Here is a 14,751-nt window from a genome sequence, read left to right as displayed (position 1 = left end):
ACGTCCTACGGGGGTTCAGGCGGCCAGCAGCTTGCGCACCCGGTCCGCCCCCACCGCCAGCAGCAGCGTGGGCAGCCGCGGCCCGGTCTCCCGGGTCACCAGCAGCCGGTACAGCAGCGCGAAGAACGTGCGCTGCGCGACCTTGAGCTCCGGCGTCGGCTTGGCGTCGGGCTCCAGCCCGGCCATCACCTTCGGCACGCCGTAGACCAGCGTGGTCAGCCCGTCGAGCGACCAGTGCGAGTCCAGCCCCTCCAGGAGCAGCCGCAGCGACTCCCGGCCCTCGTCGTCCAGCGAGGCCAGCAGCTCGGTGTCCGGCTCCTCGCGCACCAGGGTCCGCTGGTCGGCCGGGACCTGGGTGGTGATCCAGTTCTCGGCGCGGTCCAGCCGCGGCCGGACCTCGTCCAGCGAGGCCAGCGGCCGCTCCGGCTCCAGGTCGGACAGGATGCGCAGGGTCTGCTCGTCGTGCCCGGCGGTGATGTCGACCACCGAGGCGAGCGTGCGGTACGGCATGGGGCGCGGGGTGCGCGGCAGCTCACCGGCAGCGGTCCGTACGGCGCGGGTGTGCGCGGCCGCGTCGGCCGGCAGCACGGAGCCGTCGGCGACCTTGGCCTCCAGCTTGTCCCACTCGTCGTACAGCCGCTGGATCTCCTGGTCGAAGGCGATCTTGAAGGACTGGTTCGGGCGGCGGCGCGCGTAGAGCCAGCGCAGCAGCTGCGGCTCCATGATCTTGAGCGCGTCGGCCGGGGTCGGGACCCCGCCCTTGCTGGACGACATCTTGGCCATGCCGCTGATGCCGACGAACGCGTACATCGGTCCGATCGGCTGCTCGCCGCCGAAGATGTGCACGATCTGTCCGCCGACCTGGAACGACGAGCCGGGCGAGGAGTGGTCGACGCCGGAGGGCTCGAAGATCACGCCCTCGTAGGCCCAGCGCATGGGCCAGTCGACCTTCCAGACCAGCTTGCCGCGGTTGAACTCGCTGAGCGCGACCGTCTCGGTGAACTCGTCCTCGGTGCAGACGTAGGTCAGCTCCGTGGTCGCGTCGTCGTACGAGGTGACCTTGGTGAAGTCCTTGCCGCAGGCACCGCAGTACGGCTTGTACGGGAAGTACTCCGCGCCCTCGGCGCTGCCGTCGTCCTCGGCGGCGGCGCCCGAACCCTCGGCGGCCTCCAGCTCGGCCTCGTCCACCGGCTTCTGCTGCGGCTTCTTGCCGCCCGGCTTCTGCTTCGTGCGGTACTGGTCGAGTACGGCGTCGATGTCCGCGCGGTGCTTCATCGCGAACAGCACCTGCTCGCGGTAGACGCCGGTCGTGTACTGCTCGGTCTGGCTGATCGGGTCGTACTCGACGCCCAGCTCGGCCAGCGACTCGACCATGGCGGCCTTGAAGTGCTCGGCCCAGCTGCCGTACGCGGACCCGGCCGGGGCCGGGACGGCGGTCAGCGGCTTGCCGATGTGCTGCGCCCAGCTCTCGTCCACGCCCTCGACGCCCGCCGGCACCTTGCGGTAGCGGTCGTAGTCGTCCCAGGACAGGACGTGCCGGACCTCGATGCCCCGGCGGCGGATCTCGTCGGCGACCAGGTGCGGGGTCATGACCTCGCGCAGGTTGCCCAGGTGGATCGGGCCGGACGGGGAGAGTCCGGACGCGACGACGACAGGTTTGCCGGGTGCTCGGCGCTCCGCCTCGGCGATGACCTCGTCCGCGAAACGGGAGACCCAGTCGGTCTCGGTGCTGCTCTGAGCCACGACACGTCCTTCTATCTCGAATGCTGGCTTACGCCATTCTCCCAGACGGAACGGGCCGCTCCGGGGTTGCTTTTCTCCCGGGAAACCGCAGGGCCTCCCGTGGGATACTCGGGCTTTGTCGGAACAACCAAGTTCACCTCCCAGCGTGCCCCCGGGCGCGACCTCACAGGAACGGCAGCTCATGGCCTCGGTCCCTTCCCTCGCTTCGTCCGTCAACCAGCGCGTCGCGGACGCCCTCGCCTCCGCCCTGCCGGAGGCCGGTGCCAGCGACCCGCTGCTGCGACGTAGCGACCGGGCCGACTTCCAGGCCAACGGCATCCTGGCGCTCGCGAAGAAGGCCAAGGCCAACCCGCGCGAGCTGGCGGCGGACGTGGTCGGCGCGATCCCCACCGGTGACCTGATCCAGGAGATCGAGGTCTCCGGCCCCGGCTTCCTCAACATCACGATCAGCGACCGGGCGATCATCGAGACGCTGGCCGCCCGCGCCGCCGACGACCGCCTCGGCGTCCCGTACGCCGCGAACGCCGGCACCACGGTGATCGACTACGCGCAGCCCAACGTCGCCAAGGAGATGCACGTCGGCCACCTGCGCTCCGCCGTGATCGGCGCCGCGATGGTCGAGATCCTGGAGTTCACCGGCGAGAAGGTGGTCCGCCGCCACCACATCGGCGACTGGGGCACCCAGTTCGGCATGCTCATCCAGTACCTCCTGGAGCACCCGCACGAGCTGGACCACAAGGCCGACGGCGGCGAAGAGGTCTCCGGCGAGGAGGCCATGTCCAACCTGAACCGCCTCTACAAGGCCTCGCGCGCCCTCTTCGACTCCGACGAGGAGTTCAAGACGCGGGCCCGCGCCCGGGTGGTGGACCTCCAGGCCGGGGACCCGCAGACCCTCGCGCTGTGGCAGCGGTTCGTGGACGAGTCGAAGATCTACTTCTACTCCGTCTTCCACAAGCTGGACATGGACATCCAGGACCCGGACGTCGTCGGCGAGTCCGGCTACAACGACATGCTCGCCGAGACCTGCAAGCTGCTGGAGGACTCGGGCGTCGCCGTGCGCTCCAACGGCGCACTGTGCGTCTTCTTCGACGAGTACAAGGGCCCGGACGGCAACCCGACGCCCCTGATCGTCCAGAAGTCGGACGGCGGCTTCGGCTACGCCGCGACCGACCTCTCCGCGATCCGCAACCGGGTGGGCGAGCTCAAGGCCGACACCCTCATCTACGTGGTGGACGCCCGCCAGTCCCTGCACTTCAAGATGGTCTTCGAGACGGCCCGCCGGGCCGGCTGGCTGAACGACGGGGTCAAGGCCGTCCAGCTGGCCTTCGGCACCGTCCTGGGCAAGGACGGCAAGCCGTTCAAGACCCGTGAGGGCGAGACCGTCCGCCTGGTGGACCTGCTGGACGAGGCCGTCGAGCGGGCGACCGCCGTCGTGCGCGAGAAGAGCGAGAAGATCGGCCTGACCGAGGAGGAGATCGTCTCCAACGGCCAGTACGTCGGCATCGGCGCGGTCAAGTACGCGGACCTCTCCACCTCCGCCGGCCGCGACTACAAGTTCGACCTCGACCAGATGGTGTCGCTGACCGGTGACACGTCCGTGTACCTCCAGTACGCGTACGCCCGTAACCGCTCGATCCTGCGCAAGGCGGGCGAGGTCCGGCCCGTCGCGCACCCGGAGCTGGCCCTGGCCCCGGCCGAGCGGGCGCTGGGCCTGCACATCGACCAGTTCGGGGAGGTCGTCGCGGACGCGGCCGCCGAGTACGCCCCGCACAAGGTCGCGGCGTTCCTCTTCCAGCTGGCGACGCTCTACTCGACCTTCTTCGACCAGTGCCCGGTCCTCAAGGCCGACACCGCGGAGCAGATGGAGAACCGCCTCTTCCTCTGCGACCTGACCGCCCGCACCCTCTCCAAGGGCATGGCGCTCCTCGGCATCCGCACCCCCGAGCGCCTCTGACGGACGGGGCGGGCCTACGGGGCCGTTCAGAGCGCTTCCGCGACGGCGCCGGGCAGCCAGTCGGCCGTGCGGGAGAAGGCGAAGCCCAACTCCCGCGCCCGGTCGTTGGCCATGGCGTAGTGCCGTTCGAAGGAGAACGGTGACGCGACCCCGCCCGCCGCGACGGTCCGGTACACGGGCCTGCCCCCGGTCTGCCCGGCGATCACGGCCACCAGGTCGCGTACGTCGAGCAGACCGTCGGAGCAGGCGTTCACCGGCCCGGTGAACGCGGTGGCCGTCGCGGCCCACAGCAGCACCTCGGCCAGCTCCCGGTAGTGGATGAAGACCGTGGGCCGCGCCCCGGCGTGCACGGCGATCTCCCGCCCCCGGGTGACCTGCTCGACGTAGTGCGCCAGGCGGCCGGTGAACTCCCGGGCGCCGCCGCCGAGTACGTGGGCGCTGCGCACGCAGGCGAAGTCGAACCGGCCCCCACGGCTGAAGACCGCCTCCGCCTGGCGCTTGCCCTCGGCGTAGTGCGCCTCCCGGTGGGCCGCGTCGTGCCAGGGCAGGTCGGTGCGTACCGGCCAGCCGGCCGGGTCCACGACGTCCTCCGCGACCGGCGTACCGGGCGCGACGGCGGCCAGCGCCCCCGGTTCGGCAGTGGCCGGGTCGTACACCTCGATCGTGGACGTCATCACGTACCGCCGGGTGCGCCCGGCGAAGACGCGCACGGCGATCGCGGCCTGCACGGGGGTGTAGCAGACCTGGTCGACCACCACGTCGAAGGTGCGGTCACCGAGCGCGGCGGTGAGGGCGGCCTCGTCGTCGCGGTCCACGACCAGGTGCTCCACGCCCGCCGGCGGCGGGGCGGAGCCGCGGTTGACCACCGTGACCCGGTGTCCGGCGGCCTGCAGCCGCTCGACCAGGAGCTTCCCGAAGTACCGGCTTCCGCCGATGACGCAGACCTGTTGCCTGTGAGTCGTGTGCATGCCGCCATCCTGAAGACGTACCGCCCCCGGCAGAAGTGCCCACTTGGTACCCGCGTATTAAGGAAAACTGTTGATCGATGTGCAACGGCTCCGCGTCCTGCGGGCGGTGGCGGAGCACGGCAGCTTCAACCGGGCGGCAGCGGCCCTGCGCCTCACCCCCTCGGCCGTCTCCCAGCAGGTGGCCGCCCTGGAGCGCGGCCTGGGCGCGCCGGTCGTCGCGCGCAGCACGCGCGGGGTCACCCTCACCCCCGCCGGACGGATCATGGTCGGCGCGGCCGAGTCGGTCGCCGCCGAACTCACCCGCGCGCGACAGCAGGTCGACCGGCTCGGCACGGGCCGCACCCGGCTCGCCATCGCCACCTTCACCAGCGGCGGCCGGCTCCTGCTCCCCGGCGCCCTCACCGAGCTGATGGCGACCCACCCCGACACGGTGGTCCACGTCAGGGAGGACGAGCCCGAGGACAGCCTGGCCCTGGTCCGCCGGGGCGCCGTCGACCTCGCGCTCGCCTACCGCTTCGACGGCCCGCTGCCCGGACGCACCGGCCGCAGCCCCGCCCTGGAATGGACGCCCCTCATGGCGGACCCGCTGTACGTGGTCCTGCCCGAGGAGCACCGTCTGGCGGACCGCGCGGCGCTCGACCTCGCCGAGTTGGCGGACGAGCCCTGGGTGCTCGGCTGCCTCAAGACGGAGGCGTACCTGCGCCGGTACGCCGAGCGCGCCGGCTTCGACCCCCAGGTGCGCGGCACCACCACCGACTACTTCTTCGCCCGCTCCCTCGTCGCCGCGGGCCTCGGCCTCTCGCTGATCCCGTCCATCGCCCTGGCCCCGCCGGTACCGGGCCTGCGCGCCGTCCCGGTCGAGGCGCCGACCCCGACCCGGCACATCGGCGTCGCCACCCTCGGCCACCACCGCGACCAGCCGGAGCTCACCACCCTGATCCGCGCCCTGCGGAACCGGGCGGCGGCGCCCGCGTGGCCCCGACCGGGGGCGTCGGGTCCCGGGTCGCGCGGCGAACGTTCCGCTGGGCACCGCCGGGTCGGGGAGCGGGGGCGGGGCTAAGGAGTGTCCAGCTCGCACCACACCGTCTTGCCGGGGCTGCGCAGGCCGACGCCCCAGCGGTCGGCGACGGCCGCGACCAGCAGCAGCCCCCGGCCCCGTTCGGCGGCGGCGTCGCGGTCCGCGATGCGCGGGCGGCCGCCGCCGCTGTCGTGCACCTCGACCCGGACGACGCCGTCGAAGCGGAACAGCCGCAGGCGGTAGCCCCGGCCGGGGGGCACGCCGTGCAGCAGGGCGTTGGTGGCCAGCTCGCTCACGCAGAGCAACACGTCGTCCAGCCGGGCCCCGGCGTCCCACGCGTCCAGGGTCTCGGCCGCGAAGTGCCTGGCTGCGGCGACGGTTTGACGGCTGCGCGGATAGAACCGGTCCCGCACGAGGGCGGGTTCATTCGTCACGTTCACCTGACGAGCGTCGCGGTCTGTGACTAGCGTCACAGAGGCGACCGACCCGTACTCCTCACTGAGTACGGGTTGTCACGGCTATCACTCGTGCACAGGTGGGGAGTTCACTTTCATGCCACCAAGGAAGAGGGCCCGGCCGAACTCGACGACCATGAAGATGGTCGGTGAGCTCGTCGCCGTCGCCCGCGTAGCCAAAGGACTGACCCAGCGCGCCCTCGCCGAACTCGTCGTCATAGACGTCGAGACGCTGGCCTCCATCGAGCAGGGCAGGCGCGTCCTGATGCCGGACGTCGCCGAGCGGATGGACCGGATCCTCGGCCTCCCCGGCCTGCTGACGGTCGCCGCGAACCGGCTGCCGGAGGTCGACACCATCCCGGCCTGGGCCGAGGAGTACATGGAGCGCGAGCGGGAGGCCCTGGCGCTGTCCTGGTACGACACGATGACCGTGCCGGGGCTGCTCCAGACCGAGGCCTACGCCCGCGCGGTGCTCAGCTGCCGCGTCCCGTACGCGGGCGAGGAATGGATCGAGCTCCAGACCGCCCTGCGGATCAAGCGCCAGGAGATACTGCGCCGCCCCACCCCGCCCACCCTCAGCTTCGTCATCTGGGAGGCGGCCCTGCGCGACCGGATCGGCGGCGACGAGGTCTACCGGGAGCAGCTCAGGCACCTGCGCGCCTGCGCGGACCGGCCGGGCATCGCCATCCAGGTGCTGCCCCTGGGCAGCACCGCCCACGCGGGTCTCAACGGCCCGTTCATCCTGCTCGAAACCCCCGAGCACCAGCACCTCGCGTACTCGGAGACCCAGCGCGGCAGCATCCTCGTACGGGACCCCAACGAGGTCAGCATCCTCACGCAGAAGTATGCGATGCTGCGGTCACAGGCCCTCAACTTCGTGGAGACGAAGGCCCTGTTGGACCGGCTGCTAGGAGAGCAATGAGCACCGAACTCGTGTGGTTCAAGTCCAGCTACAGCGGCAGCGAGGGCGGCGCCTGCCTCGAAGTTGCCGTCGCCTGGCGCAAGTCGAGCTACAGCGGTGACGAGGGCGGTGCGTGCGTCGAGATGGCCACCTGCCCCGCCGACCAGGTACACGTGCGGGACTCGAAGGTCCCGCACGGTCCCGTCCTCACCCTCTCACCGGCTACCTGGACCCGCCTCGCTCACTGGGTCAGCGGGTAGGAGTGCCGGCCCGACTCCGCGTCGATCTCGGTGTGGGCCTTGTCCAGTAGCTGCGACGCGAGATCCATGAGCGCCCGTGCGCCCGCGATCTCCTCACCGACCCGGAGCTGGTCCGTGTCGGACGGATGGCGCATGGCGTAGCCGCGCGCCCGCAGTTCTGTGCCGTCCATGAGCCTGAGCAGGGCTGCCGCGCTGGTGCGGTGGCCCTCCTCGGTGAATTCCATCTCCACGTGCCACCCGGCGAGCGTGGCCATGAGGCATCACCTCCAGAGGTCGACCTCTTCCCTCCAGGGTGCGCCCACCGCTCGGCCTACGGCCAGTCGACCATGCCGTAGAAGAGGACCCAGGCCAGGAGGACGGCCGCGGGCGCGAGCGCGGCGAGCAGCACGCGCTTCGCGGCGTGCCGGCGCTGCCAGGGCAGCACCCAGGCGGTCACCAGCAGGCCGAGCGCCACGGCCAGGCCGGCCTGGAACACCGTGAAGGCGGCGGCGAAGCTGTCGTCGAACCGGTGCGCCTCGTCGCCGTTGCAGGAATCGCAAGCCATCGGGCTGATCCCGGCGAAGAACAGCGCCACCAGGCCGAGCGGCAGCGTGATCAGGGTCGCCACGAGCGGCGCGACGAAGGCGCGGCGGTCGGGGGCGGCGGTGGCGGTGGCGGCGTTCTGCGTCATGCCCCCATCCAGCCACCGCCGCGCCGCCCGCGCATGAGTGCCGGTACTCATCCGGCGGGCGAGGCTACCCAGGTGGGGACCCCTCAGCGCTCCCGGCCCAGCCACTGCGCGACCTCGGTCGCCCAGTACGTGAGGATCGTGTCCGCGCCCGCCCGCTTGATGCCGAGCAGCGTCTCCATGACGGCGCGGTCGCGGTCGATCCAGCCCTTCTCCGCCGCCGCCTCGACCATCGCGTACTCGCCGCTGATCTGGTACGCGGCCACCGGCACGTCCACCGCCTGCGCGACCCGGTACAGGATGTCCAGGTAGGGGCCCGCGGGCTTGACCATGACCATGTCGGCGCCCTCCTCCAGGTCCAGGGCCAGCTCCCGCAGGGACTCGCGGGCGTTCGCCGGGTCCTGCTGGTAGGTCTTGCGGTCGCCCTGGAGGGAGGAGGCGACGGCCTCGCGGAAGGGACCGTAGAACGCCGACGAGTACTTCGCCGTGTACGCCAGGATCGACACGTCCTCGTGCCCGGTCTCGTCCAGCGCGTCGCGGATCACCCCGACCTGGCCGTCCATCATCCCGCTGGGCCCGACCACGTGCACCCCCGCGTCGGCCTGGACCTGCGCCATCTCGGCGTACCGCTCCAGCGTCGCGTCGTTGTCGACGCGGCCGTGCTCGTCCAGGACACCGCAGTGGCCGTGGTCGGTGTACTCGTCCAGGCACAGGTCGGACATGATCACCAGATCGTCCCCCACCTCCGCCTTCACGTCGCGGATCGCGACCTGGAGGATGCCGTCCGGCTCCGTGCCCGCCGTGCCCAGCGCGTCCTTGTTCTCGTCCGCCGGGACACCGAACAGCATGATCCCCGCGACGCCCGCCGAGACCGCCTCCACGGCGGCCTTGCGCAGGGTGTCGCGGGTGTGCTGGACCACGCCCGGCATCGCCGAGATGGGCAGGGGCTCGCTGATGCCCTCGCGCACGAAGGCGGGGAGGATCAGGTCCGAGGGGTGCAGGCGGGTCTCCGCGACCATCCGCCGCATCGCCGGGGTGGTGCGCAGCCGGCGGGGGCGCGAGCCGGGGAAGGATCCGTACGTGCTCATCTTGTAGTCGCCTCTTCGAGCATCGAGAACAGTCGGGAACCAGCGTAGGCCGTACCCGCCCGCACCCCCGCGCCGCACCGCACCCCGGGTACGCCGCGGGGCCCGGACGCATCGCGTCCGGGCCCCGTCGAGTCCTACGGCCGCCCTCAGGTGGTACGGCGGCGGCGCGCGCCCGGGCGGCGCTCGCTCGGCCGGTACACCGACTCGCCGGCCTCCTTGGCCGCCTCGCGGCGCGCGGCCCCGTACTCGGCCAGCGCCTCCGCCAGCTTCGACACCGACGGCTCCGGCGACAGCACGTCGACCCGCAGGCCGTGCTCCTCCGCCGTCTTGGCCGTCGCCGGGCCGATACAGGCGATCACCGTCACGTTGTGCGGCTTGCCGGCGATCCCGACGAGGTTGCGCACCGTCGAGGACGACGTGAAGAGAACGGCGTCGAAGCCGCCGCCCTTGATCGCCTCACGGGTGTCCGCCGGCGGCGGCGACGCGCGCACCGTCCGGTAGGCGGTGACGTCGTCGACCTCCCAGCCGAGCTCTATCAGGCCCGCGACCAGCGTCTCGGTCGCGATGTCGGCGCGCGGCAGGAAGACGCGGTCGATCGGGTCGAAGACCGGGTCGTACGGCGGCCAGTCGTCCAGCAGTCCGGCGGCCGACTGCTCGCCGCTCGGCACGAGGTCCGGCTTCACGCCGAACTCGACCAGCGCGGCGGCGGTCTGCTCGCCCACCGCGGCGACCTTGATGCCGGCGAAGGCGCGCGCGTCGAGCCCGTACTCCTCGAACTTCTCCCGCACCGCCTTCACCGCGTTGACGGAGGTGAACGCGATCCACTCGTAGCGGCCGGTCACCAGGCCCTTGACGGCCCGCTCCATCTGCTGCGGGGTGCGCGGCGGCTCCACGGCGATGGTCGGCACCTCGTGCGGCACCGCGCCGTACGAACGCAGCTGGTCGGAGAGCGAGGCGGCCTGCTCCTTGGTGCGCGGCACGAGCACCCGCCAGCCGAACAGCGGCTTCGACTCGAACCAGGCCAGGTCCTCGCGGCGCGCGGTGGCGCCGTGCTCGCCGACCACGGCTATGACGGGCCGCGCGCCCTCGGGCGAGGGGAGCACCTTGCCCTGCTTGAAGACCTGCGCGATCGAACCCAGCGTCGCGCTCCAGGTCCGCTGCCGGGTCGTCGTACCGGCCACGGTCACCGTCAGCGGGGTGTCGGGCTTGCGCCCGGCGCCCACCAGCTCGGCGGCGGCCGCCGACACCGTCTCCAGCGTCGCGGAGACGACGAGGACGCCGTCGCTGGCGCCGACCTCGCTCCAGCAGCGCGCCGAGGCGGTCCGGGCGTCCAGGAAGCGCACGTCCGCGCCGCCCTGGCCGCGCAGCGGCACACCGGCGTACGCGGGCACGCCGACGGCGGTCGCGACACCGGGCACCACCTCGAAGGGGATCCCCTCGGTGGCGCAGACGAGCATCTCCTCGGCCGCGTTGCCGTCGAGCCCGGGGTCGCCGGTGACGGCACGCACGACCCGCCTGCCGGACCGCGCGGCCTCCATGACAAGATTGGTGGCGTCGCGGATCACCGGCACCCCGGCGGCTGCTGACACTTCGTCAGCGATCGTCAGCTGCGGCGTGTCGACACCCGCGCGCGCGTGGGTACGGACGACCTCCAGCACCTCGGGCTCCGCGATCAGCACGTCCGCCGAGGCGAGCGCCTCCACGGCGCGCAGCGTCAGCAGACCCGGGTCACCGGGGCCGGCGCCCAGGAAGGTGACGTGCCCGTGGGCGGCGACCGCCGCAAAAGCGGAGGGAGTGGGACTTGAGGGGTTCAAAGCGATCGCTCCCCCATCAGACCGGCCGCGCCCTTGGCCAGCATCTCGTCCGCGAGTTCGCGGCCGAGCGCCATGGCCTCGTCGTAAGACTGGGGCACGGGACCGGTGGTGGACAGCTGCACCAGCGTCGAGCCGTCGAGGGTTCCGACGACTCCGCGCAGGCGCATCTCATTGACAATCTGCCCGTCGGCCAGCAGGTCGGCGAGCGCGCCCACGGGGGCGCTGCATCCGGCCTCCAGGGCGGCGAGGAGGGACCGCTCGGCGGTCACGGCGGCCCGGGTGAACGGGTCGTCGAGTTCGGCGAGGGCGGCGATCAGGGCCGGGTCCGACGCGAGGCACTCCACGGCCAGGGCTCCCTGGCCGGGTGCGGGCAGCACGTTGTCCACGGACAGCAGGTCGGTGGCCTCGTCGCCGCGGCCGATCCGGTTCAGGCCGGCGGCGGCCAGGACCACGGCGTCGAGCTCACCGGCGCGCACGTACCCGATCCGGGTGTCGACGTTCCCGCGGATCGGCACGGTCTCGATGACCTTGCCCAGGCTCTTGGCGTACGCGTGCAGCTGCGCCGTGCGGCGCGGCGAACCGGTGCCGATCCGGGCGCCGTCGGGCAGCTGCTCGAAGGTCAGGCCGTCCCGGGCGACGAGCGCGTCCCGCGCGTCCTCCCGCTTCGGCATCGCCGCGATCACCAGTTCCGCGGGCTGCGTGGTCGGCAGGTCCTTCAGCGAGTGGACGGCGAAGTCCACCTCGCCCCGGGCCAGCGCGTCCCGCAGGGCGGTGACGAATACGCCGGTGCCCCCGATCTGCGCGAGGTGCTCCCGGGACACGTCACCGTAAGTCGTGATCTCCACGAGCTCGACGGGCCGGCCGGTGACCGCCCGTACCGCCTCGGCGACGTGCCCGGACTGGGACATGGCCAGCTTGCTGCGTCGCGTGCCAAGCCGGAGGGGCTGGTCGGGACGTGTGTTCATGATGCCCGTCCTGGGTCGTCGTTCTTCGGATCGGCCGCGTCCGCCCGGCTGACGGAGGCCACCGTCTGAGGGTCGAGGTCGAAGAGTTCACGCAGCGCCTCCGCGTACCCGGCGCCGCCGGGCTCGCTCGCGAGCTGCTTGACGCGCACGGTCGGCGCGTGGAGGAGCTTGTCTACGACGCGCCGCACGGTCTGCGTCACTTCGGCCCGCTGGCGCTCGTCCAGATCCGGCAGGCGGCCGTCGAGCCGTGCCACCTCCATGGCCACCACCTCGGCGGCCATGGCGCGCAGCGCGACGACGGTGGGCGTGATGTGCGCGGCCCGTTGCGCCGCGCCGAAGGCCGCCACTTCCTCGGCGACGATCGCGCGCACCGCGTCGACGTCGGCCGCCATCGGGGCGTCCGCCGAGGCCTCGGCGAGCGACTCGATGTCGACCAGCCGCACCCCGGGGATCCGGTGCACGGCCGCGTCGATGTCGCGCGGCATGGCCAGGTCGAGCAGCGCCAGCCGGACCGGCCGGACGTCGACCTGGCTCCGGGCGCCCTTGCGGGGCTGCCGGTGCGCGGCGGCCTCGCCCTGGTCGGCCCAGGTGCCGTGCAGCTCAAGGGAGCTGGCGTCGACCCCGGTCAGCGCGGACCGCCCGTCGGGACCCACGGGGCACCCGTCGGGCTCGGCCGGAGCACTGGTGATGACCCGCGCCGCCCCGGCGTCGGCGAGGCGCCGGCCGCCTTCGGCGGCGGCGACCAGCCGGGCGAGTACGTCCCGGTCCAGCCCGGCCACGTCCGCCACGTGAGGCGCGACGGCCAGGGCGCCGCCCCGCCCATCCAGCCCCGCCGGCGTTTGAGGCGCGACGGCCGGAGCGCCGCCCCGCCCATCCAGCCCCGCCGGCGTTTGAGGCGCGACGGCCAGAGCGCCGCCCCGCCCATCCAGCCCCGCCGGCGTTTGAGGCGCGGGGTCCGGGGCAGCGCCCCGGGAAGCGGCGGCGAGCACGTCGTCGGCGGTCAGCACCAGCCCCGTCGCGCCCGTGCAGGACACGACGACGTCGGCCCGCGCCAACTCACCCGGCACAGCGGCCATCGTCACGGCCCGCGCCCGCACCCCGGTGCCCGAGGCAACCAGAATCCCGGCCAAACGCTCCGCCCGCTCCGCGGTCCGGTTCGCCACGGCGATCTCGGCGACGCCGACCCGCGCGAGCGTGGCCGCCGCCAGCGAGGACATCGACCCGGCGCCGATCACCAGCGCCCGCTTGCCCGCCGCCCACGCGGAGACCTCGGCGCCCATGGACAGCTGCTCCAGCCCGAACGTCACCAGCGACTGCCCGGCCCGGTCGATCCCGGTCTCCGAGTGCGCCCGCTTACCGACCCGCAGCGCCTGCTGGAACAGGTCGTTGATCAGCCGGCCCGCGGTGTGCTGCTCCTGCCCCAGCGCCAGCGCGTCCTTGATCTGTCCGAGGATCTGCCCCTCGCCGACCACCATCGAGTCCAGCCCGCACGCCACCGAGAACAGGTGGTGCACCGCCCGGTCCTCGTAGTGCACGTAGAGGTACGGGGTGAGCTCCTCCAGGGCCACCCCGCTGTGCTGCGCCAGCAACGTCGACAGTTCGGCCACACCGGCGTGGAACTTGTCCACGTCCGCGTACAGCTCGATGCGGTTGCAGGTGGCGAGCACCGTCGCCTCCGTCGCCGGCTCGGCCGCGAGGGTGTCGTGCAGCAGCTTGACCTTGGCGTCGGCGGACAGCGAGGCCCGCTCCAGCACGCTCACCGGCGCGCTGCGGTGGCTCAGCCCTACGACCAGCAGACTCATGCCGGCATCACCGCCGGAACGTCACCCTCGGGGCCGCCCTTGCGGACGGCGGAGGCGGCGGAGGCGGCAGCCGGGTTCGCGGCAGCGGTCACCGGGCCGGCGGCAGCGGTCACCGGGTTCACGGCCGCGCCCGAAGCGACCGCGCCCGTACCGGAGTCGCCGGCGGAGCCCGCGGCGGCCGCCGCTTCCTCGCCGGCCTTGCGCTGCTCGTGGAACGCCAGGATCTGGAGCTCGATCGACAGGTCGACCTTGCGCACGTCCACGCCGTCCGGCACGGACAGCACGGTCGGCGCGAAGTTCAGGATGGAGGTGACGCCCGCCGCGATGAGCCGCTCGCTCACCTGCTGCGCCGCGCCCGCCGGGGTGGCGATGACCCCGATGGAGACCCCGTTCTCCTCGATGATCTTCTCCAGCTCATCGGTGTGCTGCACGGGCATGCCGGCCACCGGCTTCCCCGCCATCGCCGGGTCGGCGTCGATCAGCGCCGCGACCCGGAACCCGCGCGAGGCGAAACCGCCGTAGTTGGCCAGGGCCGCGCCGAGGTTGCCGATGCCGACGATGACGACCGGCCAGTCCTGGGTCAGCCCGAGCTCGCGGGAGATCTGGTAGACGAGGTACTCGACGTCGTAGCCGACCCCGCGCGTGCCGTACGAGCCGAGGTAGGAGAAGTCCTTGCGGAGCTTGGCGGAGTTCACCCCGGCGGCGGCGGCGAGCTCTTCGGAGGACACCGTGGGCACCGATCGCTCGGAGAGCGCGGTGAGGGCACGCAAGTACAGCGGAAGCCGGGCGACAGTGGCCTCGGGAATACCTCGGCTGCGGGTCGCCGGTCGGTGAGTTCGGCCAGTTGCCACGATGCTCCTGCGGGATGAGCGGGGCTGCAGGCGGTCACTTGTCCCAAGACCGCCCCGTCGGAAGCAGGCTATGTCTTTGTGAACGCGTGCACAAAGATTGTGTCCGCTTTGTCCGACCAAAGTGACCGGGGTCACGCGCTCCGGGCGCCAACGGGCGGAACCGGGAACGGGCCGAACCCGTTCAATTCCGGAGGGGGGCAAAACCGTACACACTCCTCATCGATACGCCCCCGAGCCCCCACAAATCGCCCATGATGGTAACCGG

14 protein-coding genes are annotated in these 14,751 nt (G+C 72.4%); 4 read left to right on the top strand and 10 right to left on the bottom strand.

Annotated features, from left to right (window positions below; translation table 11 throughout):
* Positions 1 to 15: 15 nt before the first annotated feature.
* A complete protein-coding gene (lysS, locus tag ACZ4M3_RS24825; RefSeq protein ID WP_467736098.1) occupies positions 16 to 1,743 on the bottom strand; it encodes a lysine--tRNA ligase in 1,728 nt (575 codons plus the stop codon).
* Positions 1,744 to 1,924: 181 nt separating this feature from the next.
* Here lysS and argS point away from each other — a divergent pair, with 181 nt between their 5' ends.
* Positions 1,925 to 3,697 (top strand): arginine--tRNA ligase, encoded by a 1,773-nt coding sequence (argS, locus tag ACZ4M3_RS24820; protein WP_467736096.1) that lies wholly within the window; start codon positions 1,925 to 1,927, stop codon positions 3,695 to 3,697.
* Positions 3,698 to 3,723: 26 nt separating this feature from the next.
* Here argS and ACZ4M3_RS24815 read toward each other — a convergent pair whose 3' ends face one another.
* A complete protein-coding gene (locus tag ACZ4M3_RS24815; protein ID WP_467736094.1) occupies positions 3,724 to 4,665 on the bottom strand; it encodes an NAD-dependent epimerase/dehydratase family protein in 942 nt (313 codons plus the stop codon).
* A gap of 70 nt (positions 4,666 to 4,735) precedes the next feature.
* Here ACZ4M3_RS24815 and ACZ4M3_RS24810 point away from each other — a divergent pair, with 70 nt between their 5' ends.
* The gene (locus tag ACZ4M3_RS24810) at positions 4,736 to 5,725 is read left to right on the top strand and encodes a LysR family transcriptional regulator (RefSeq protein WP_467736092.1); all 990 of its coding nucleotides are present in this window, start codon (positions 4,736 to 4,738) and stop codon (positions 5,723 to 5,725) included.
* Here ACZ4M3_RS24810 and ACZ4M3_RS24805 read toward each other — a convergent pair.
* Positions 5,722 to 6,123, bottom strand: a complete 402-nt coding sequence (locus ACZ4M3_RS24805; RefSeq protein WP_467736090.1) for an ATP-binding protein — start codon at positions 6,121 to 6,123, stop codon at positions 5,722 to 5,724. The two genes, ACZ4M3_RS24810 and ACZ4M3_RS24805, sit on opposite strands and share 4 nt — an antisense overlap.
* A gap of 112 nt (positions 6,124 to 6,235) precedes the next feature.
* On the opposite strand from ACZ4M3_RS24805, the gene ACZ4M3_RS24800 reads away from it, so the two are divergent.
* Together ACZ4M3_RS24800 and ACZ4M3_RS24795 are read left to right on the top strand one after the other, a co-directional pair.
* On the top strand, positions 6,236 to 7,060 hold the full coding sequence (locus ACZ4M3_RS24800) for a helix-turn-helix domain-containing protein (protein ID WP_467736088.1): 825 nt from the start codon (positions 6,236 to 6,238) through the stop codon (positions 7,058 to 7,060).
* A complete protein-coding gene (locus tag ACZ4M3_RS24795) occupies positions 7,057 to 7,299 on the top strand; it encodes a DUF397 domain-containing protein (protein WP_467736086.1) in 243 nt (80 codons plus the stop codon). The genes ACZ4M3_RS24800 and ACZ4M3_RS24795 overlap by 4 nt, the downstream gene beginning before the upstream one ends.
* Here the strand turns inward: ACZ4M3_RS24795 and ACZ4M3_RS24790 are convergent.
* The 7 genes from ACZ4M3_RS24790 to ACZ4M3_RS24760 form a co-directional block, all read right to left on the bottom strand.
* The gene (locus ACZ4M3_RS24790; RefSeq protein ID WP_136216588.1) at positions 7,281 to 7,553 is read right to left on the bottom strand and encodes a DUF1876 domain-containing protein; all 273 of its coding nucleotides are present in this window, start codon (positions 7,551 to 7,553) and stop codon (positions 7,281 to 7,283) included. The two genes, ACZ4M3_RS24795 and ACZ4M3_RS24790, sit on opposite strands and share 19 nt — an antisense overlap.
* 56 nt (positions 7,554 to 7,609) lie before the next feature.
* Complete coding sequence (locus tag ACZ4M3_RS24785) at positions 7,610 to 7,969, bottom strand: hypothetical protein (RefSeq protein WP_467736084.1); 360 nt, start codon at positions 7,967 to 7,969, stop codon at positions 7,610 to 7,612.
* Between the two features lie 83 nt (positions 7,970 to 8,052).
* Entirely contained in the window at positions 8,053 to 9,054 is a 1,002-nt protein-coding gene (gene hemB / locus ACZ4M3_RS24780) for a porphobilinogen synthase (protein WP_361313015.1), read from the bottom strand.
* A gap of 146 nt (positions 9,055 to 9,200) precedes the next feature.
* Positions 9,201 to 10,868: a bifunctional uroporphyrinogen-III C-methyltransferase/uroporphyrinogen-III synthase gene (locus ACZ4M3_RS24775; protein ID WP_467736082.1), complete on the bottom strand. Its 1,668-nt coding sequence runs from the start codon at positions 10,866 to 10,868 to the stop codon at positions 9,201 to 9,203.
* Positions 10,865 to 11,833, bottom strand: a complete 969-nt coding sequence (hemC, locus tag ACZ4M3_RS24770) for a hydroxymethylbilane synthase (protein WP_467736080.1) — start codon at positions 11,831 to 11,833, stop codon at positions 10,865 to 10,867. The genes ACZ4M3_RS24775 and hemC overlap by 4 nt, the downstream gene beginning before the upstream one ends.
* Entirely contained in the window at positions 11,830 to 13,635 is a 1,806-nt protein-coding gene (locus ACZ4M3_RS24765; protein WP_467736078.1) for a glutamyl-tRNA reductase, read from the bottom strand. The genes hemC and ACZ4M3_RS24765 overlap by 4 nt, the downstream gene beginning before the upstream one ends.
* On the bottom strand, positions 13,632 to 14,486 hold the full coding sequence (locus tag ACZ4M3_RS24760) for a redox-sensing transcriptional repressor Rex (RefSeq protein WP_467736076.1): 855 nt from the start codon (positions 14,484 to 14,486) through the stop codon (positions 13,632 to 13,634). Before ACZ4M3_RS24760 ends, ACZ4M3_RS24765 begins: the two co-directional genes overlap by 4 nt.
* Between the last annotated feature and the right edge of the window lie 265 nt (positions 14,487 to 14,751).

The sequence above is a fragment of the Streptomyces sp. NPDC026522 genome (genome assembly GCF_055567555.1).
This window is presented reverse-complemented; position numbering and strand designations above follow the sequence as displayed.

Excerpts from the sequence above, each read along its gene's own strand:
- ACZ4M3_RS24765 (WP_467736078.1), bottom strand. The coding sequence starts at position 13,635 with ATGAGTCTGCTGGTCGTAGGGCTGAGCCACCGCAGCGCGCCGGTGAGC.
- ACZ4M3_RS24815 (WP_467736094.1), bottom strand. The coding sequence starts at position 4,665 with ATGCACACGACTCACAGGCAACAGGTCTGCGTCATCGGCGGAAGCCGG.
- ACZ4M3_RS24785 (WP_467736084.1), bottom strand. The coding sequence starts at position 7,969 with ATGACGCAGAACGCCGCCACCGCCACCGCCGCCCCCGACCGCCGCGCC.
- hemC (WP_467736080.1), bottom strand. The coding sequence starts at position 11,833 with ATGAACACACGTCCCGACCAGCCCCTCCGGCTTGGCACGCGACGCAGC.
- ACZ4M3_RS24795 (WP_467736086.1), top strand. The coding sequence starts at position 7,057 with ATGAGCACCGAACTCGTGTGGTTCAAGTCCAGCTACAGCGGCAGCGAG.
- hemB (WP_361313015.1), bottom strand. The coding sequence starts at position 9,054 with ATGAGCACGTACGGATCCTTCCCCGGCTCGCGCCCCCGCCGGCTGCGC.
- ACZ4M3_RS24790 (WP_136216588.1), bottom strand. The coding sequence starts at position 7,553 with ATGGCCACGCTCGCCGGGTGGCACGTGGAGATGGAATTCACCGAGGAG.
- argS (WP_467736096.1), top strand. The coding sequence starts at position 1,925 with ATGGCCTCGGTCCCTTCCCTCGCTTCGTCCGTCAACCAGCGCGTCGCG.
- ACZ4M3_RS24800 (WP_467736088.1), top strand. The coding sequence starts at position 6,236 with ATGCCACCAAGGAAGAGGGCCCGGCCGAACTCGACGACCATGAAGATG.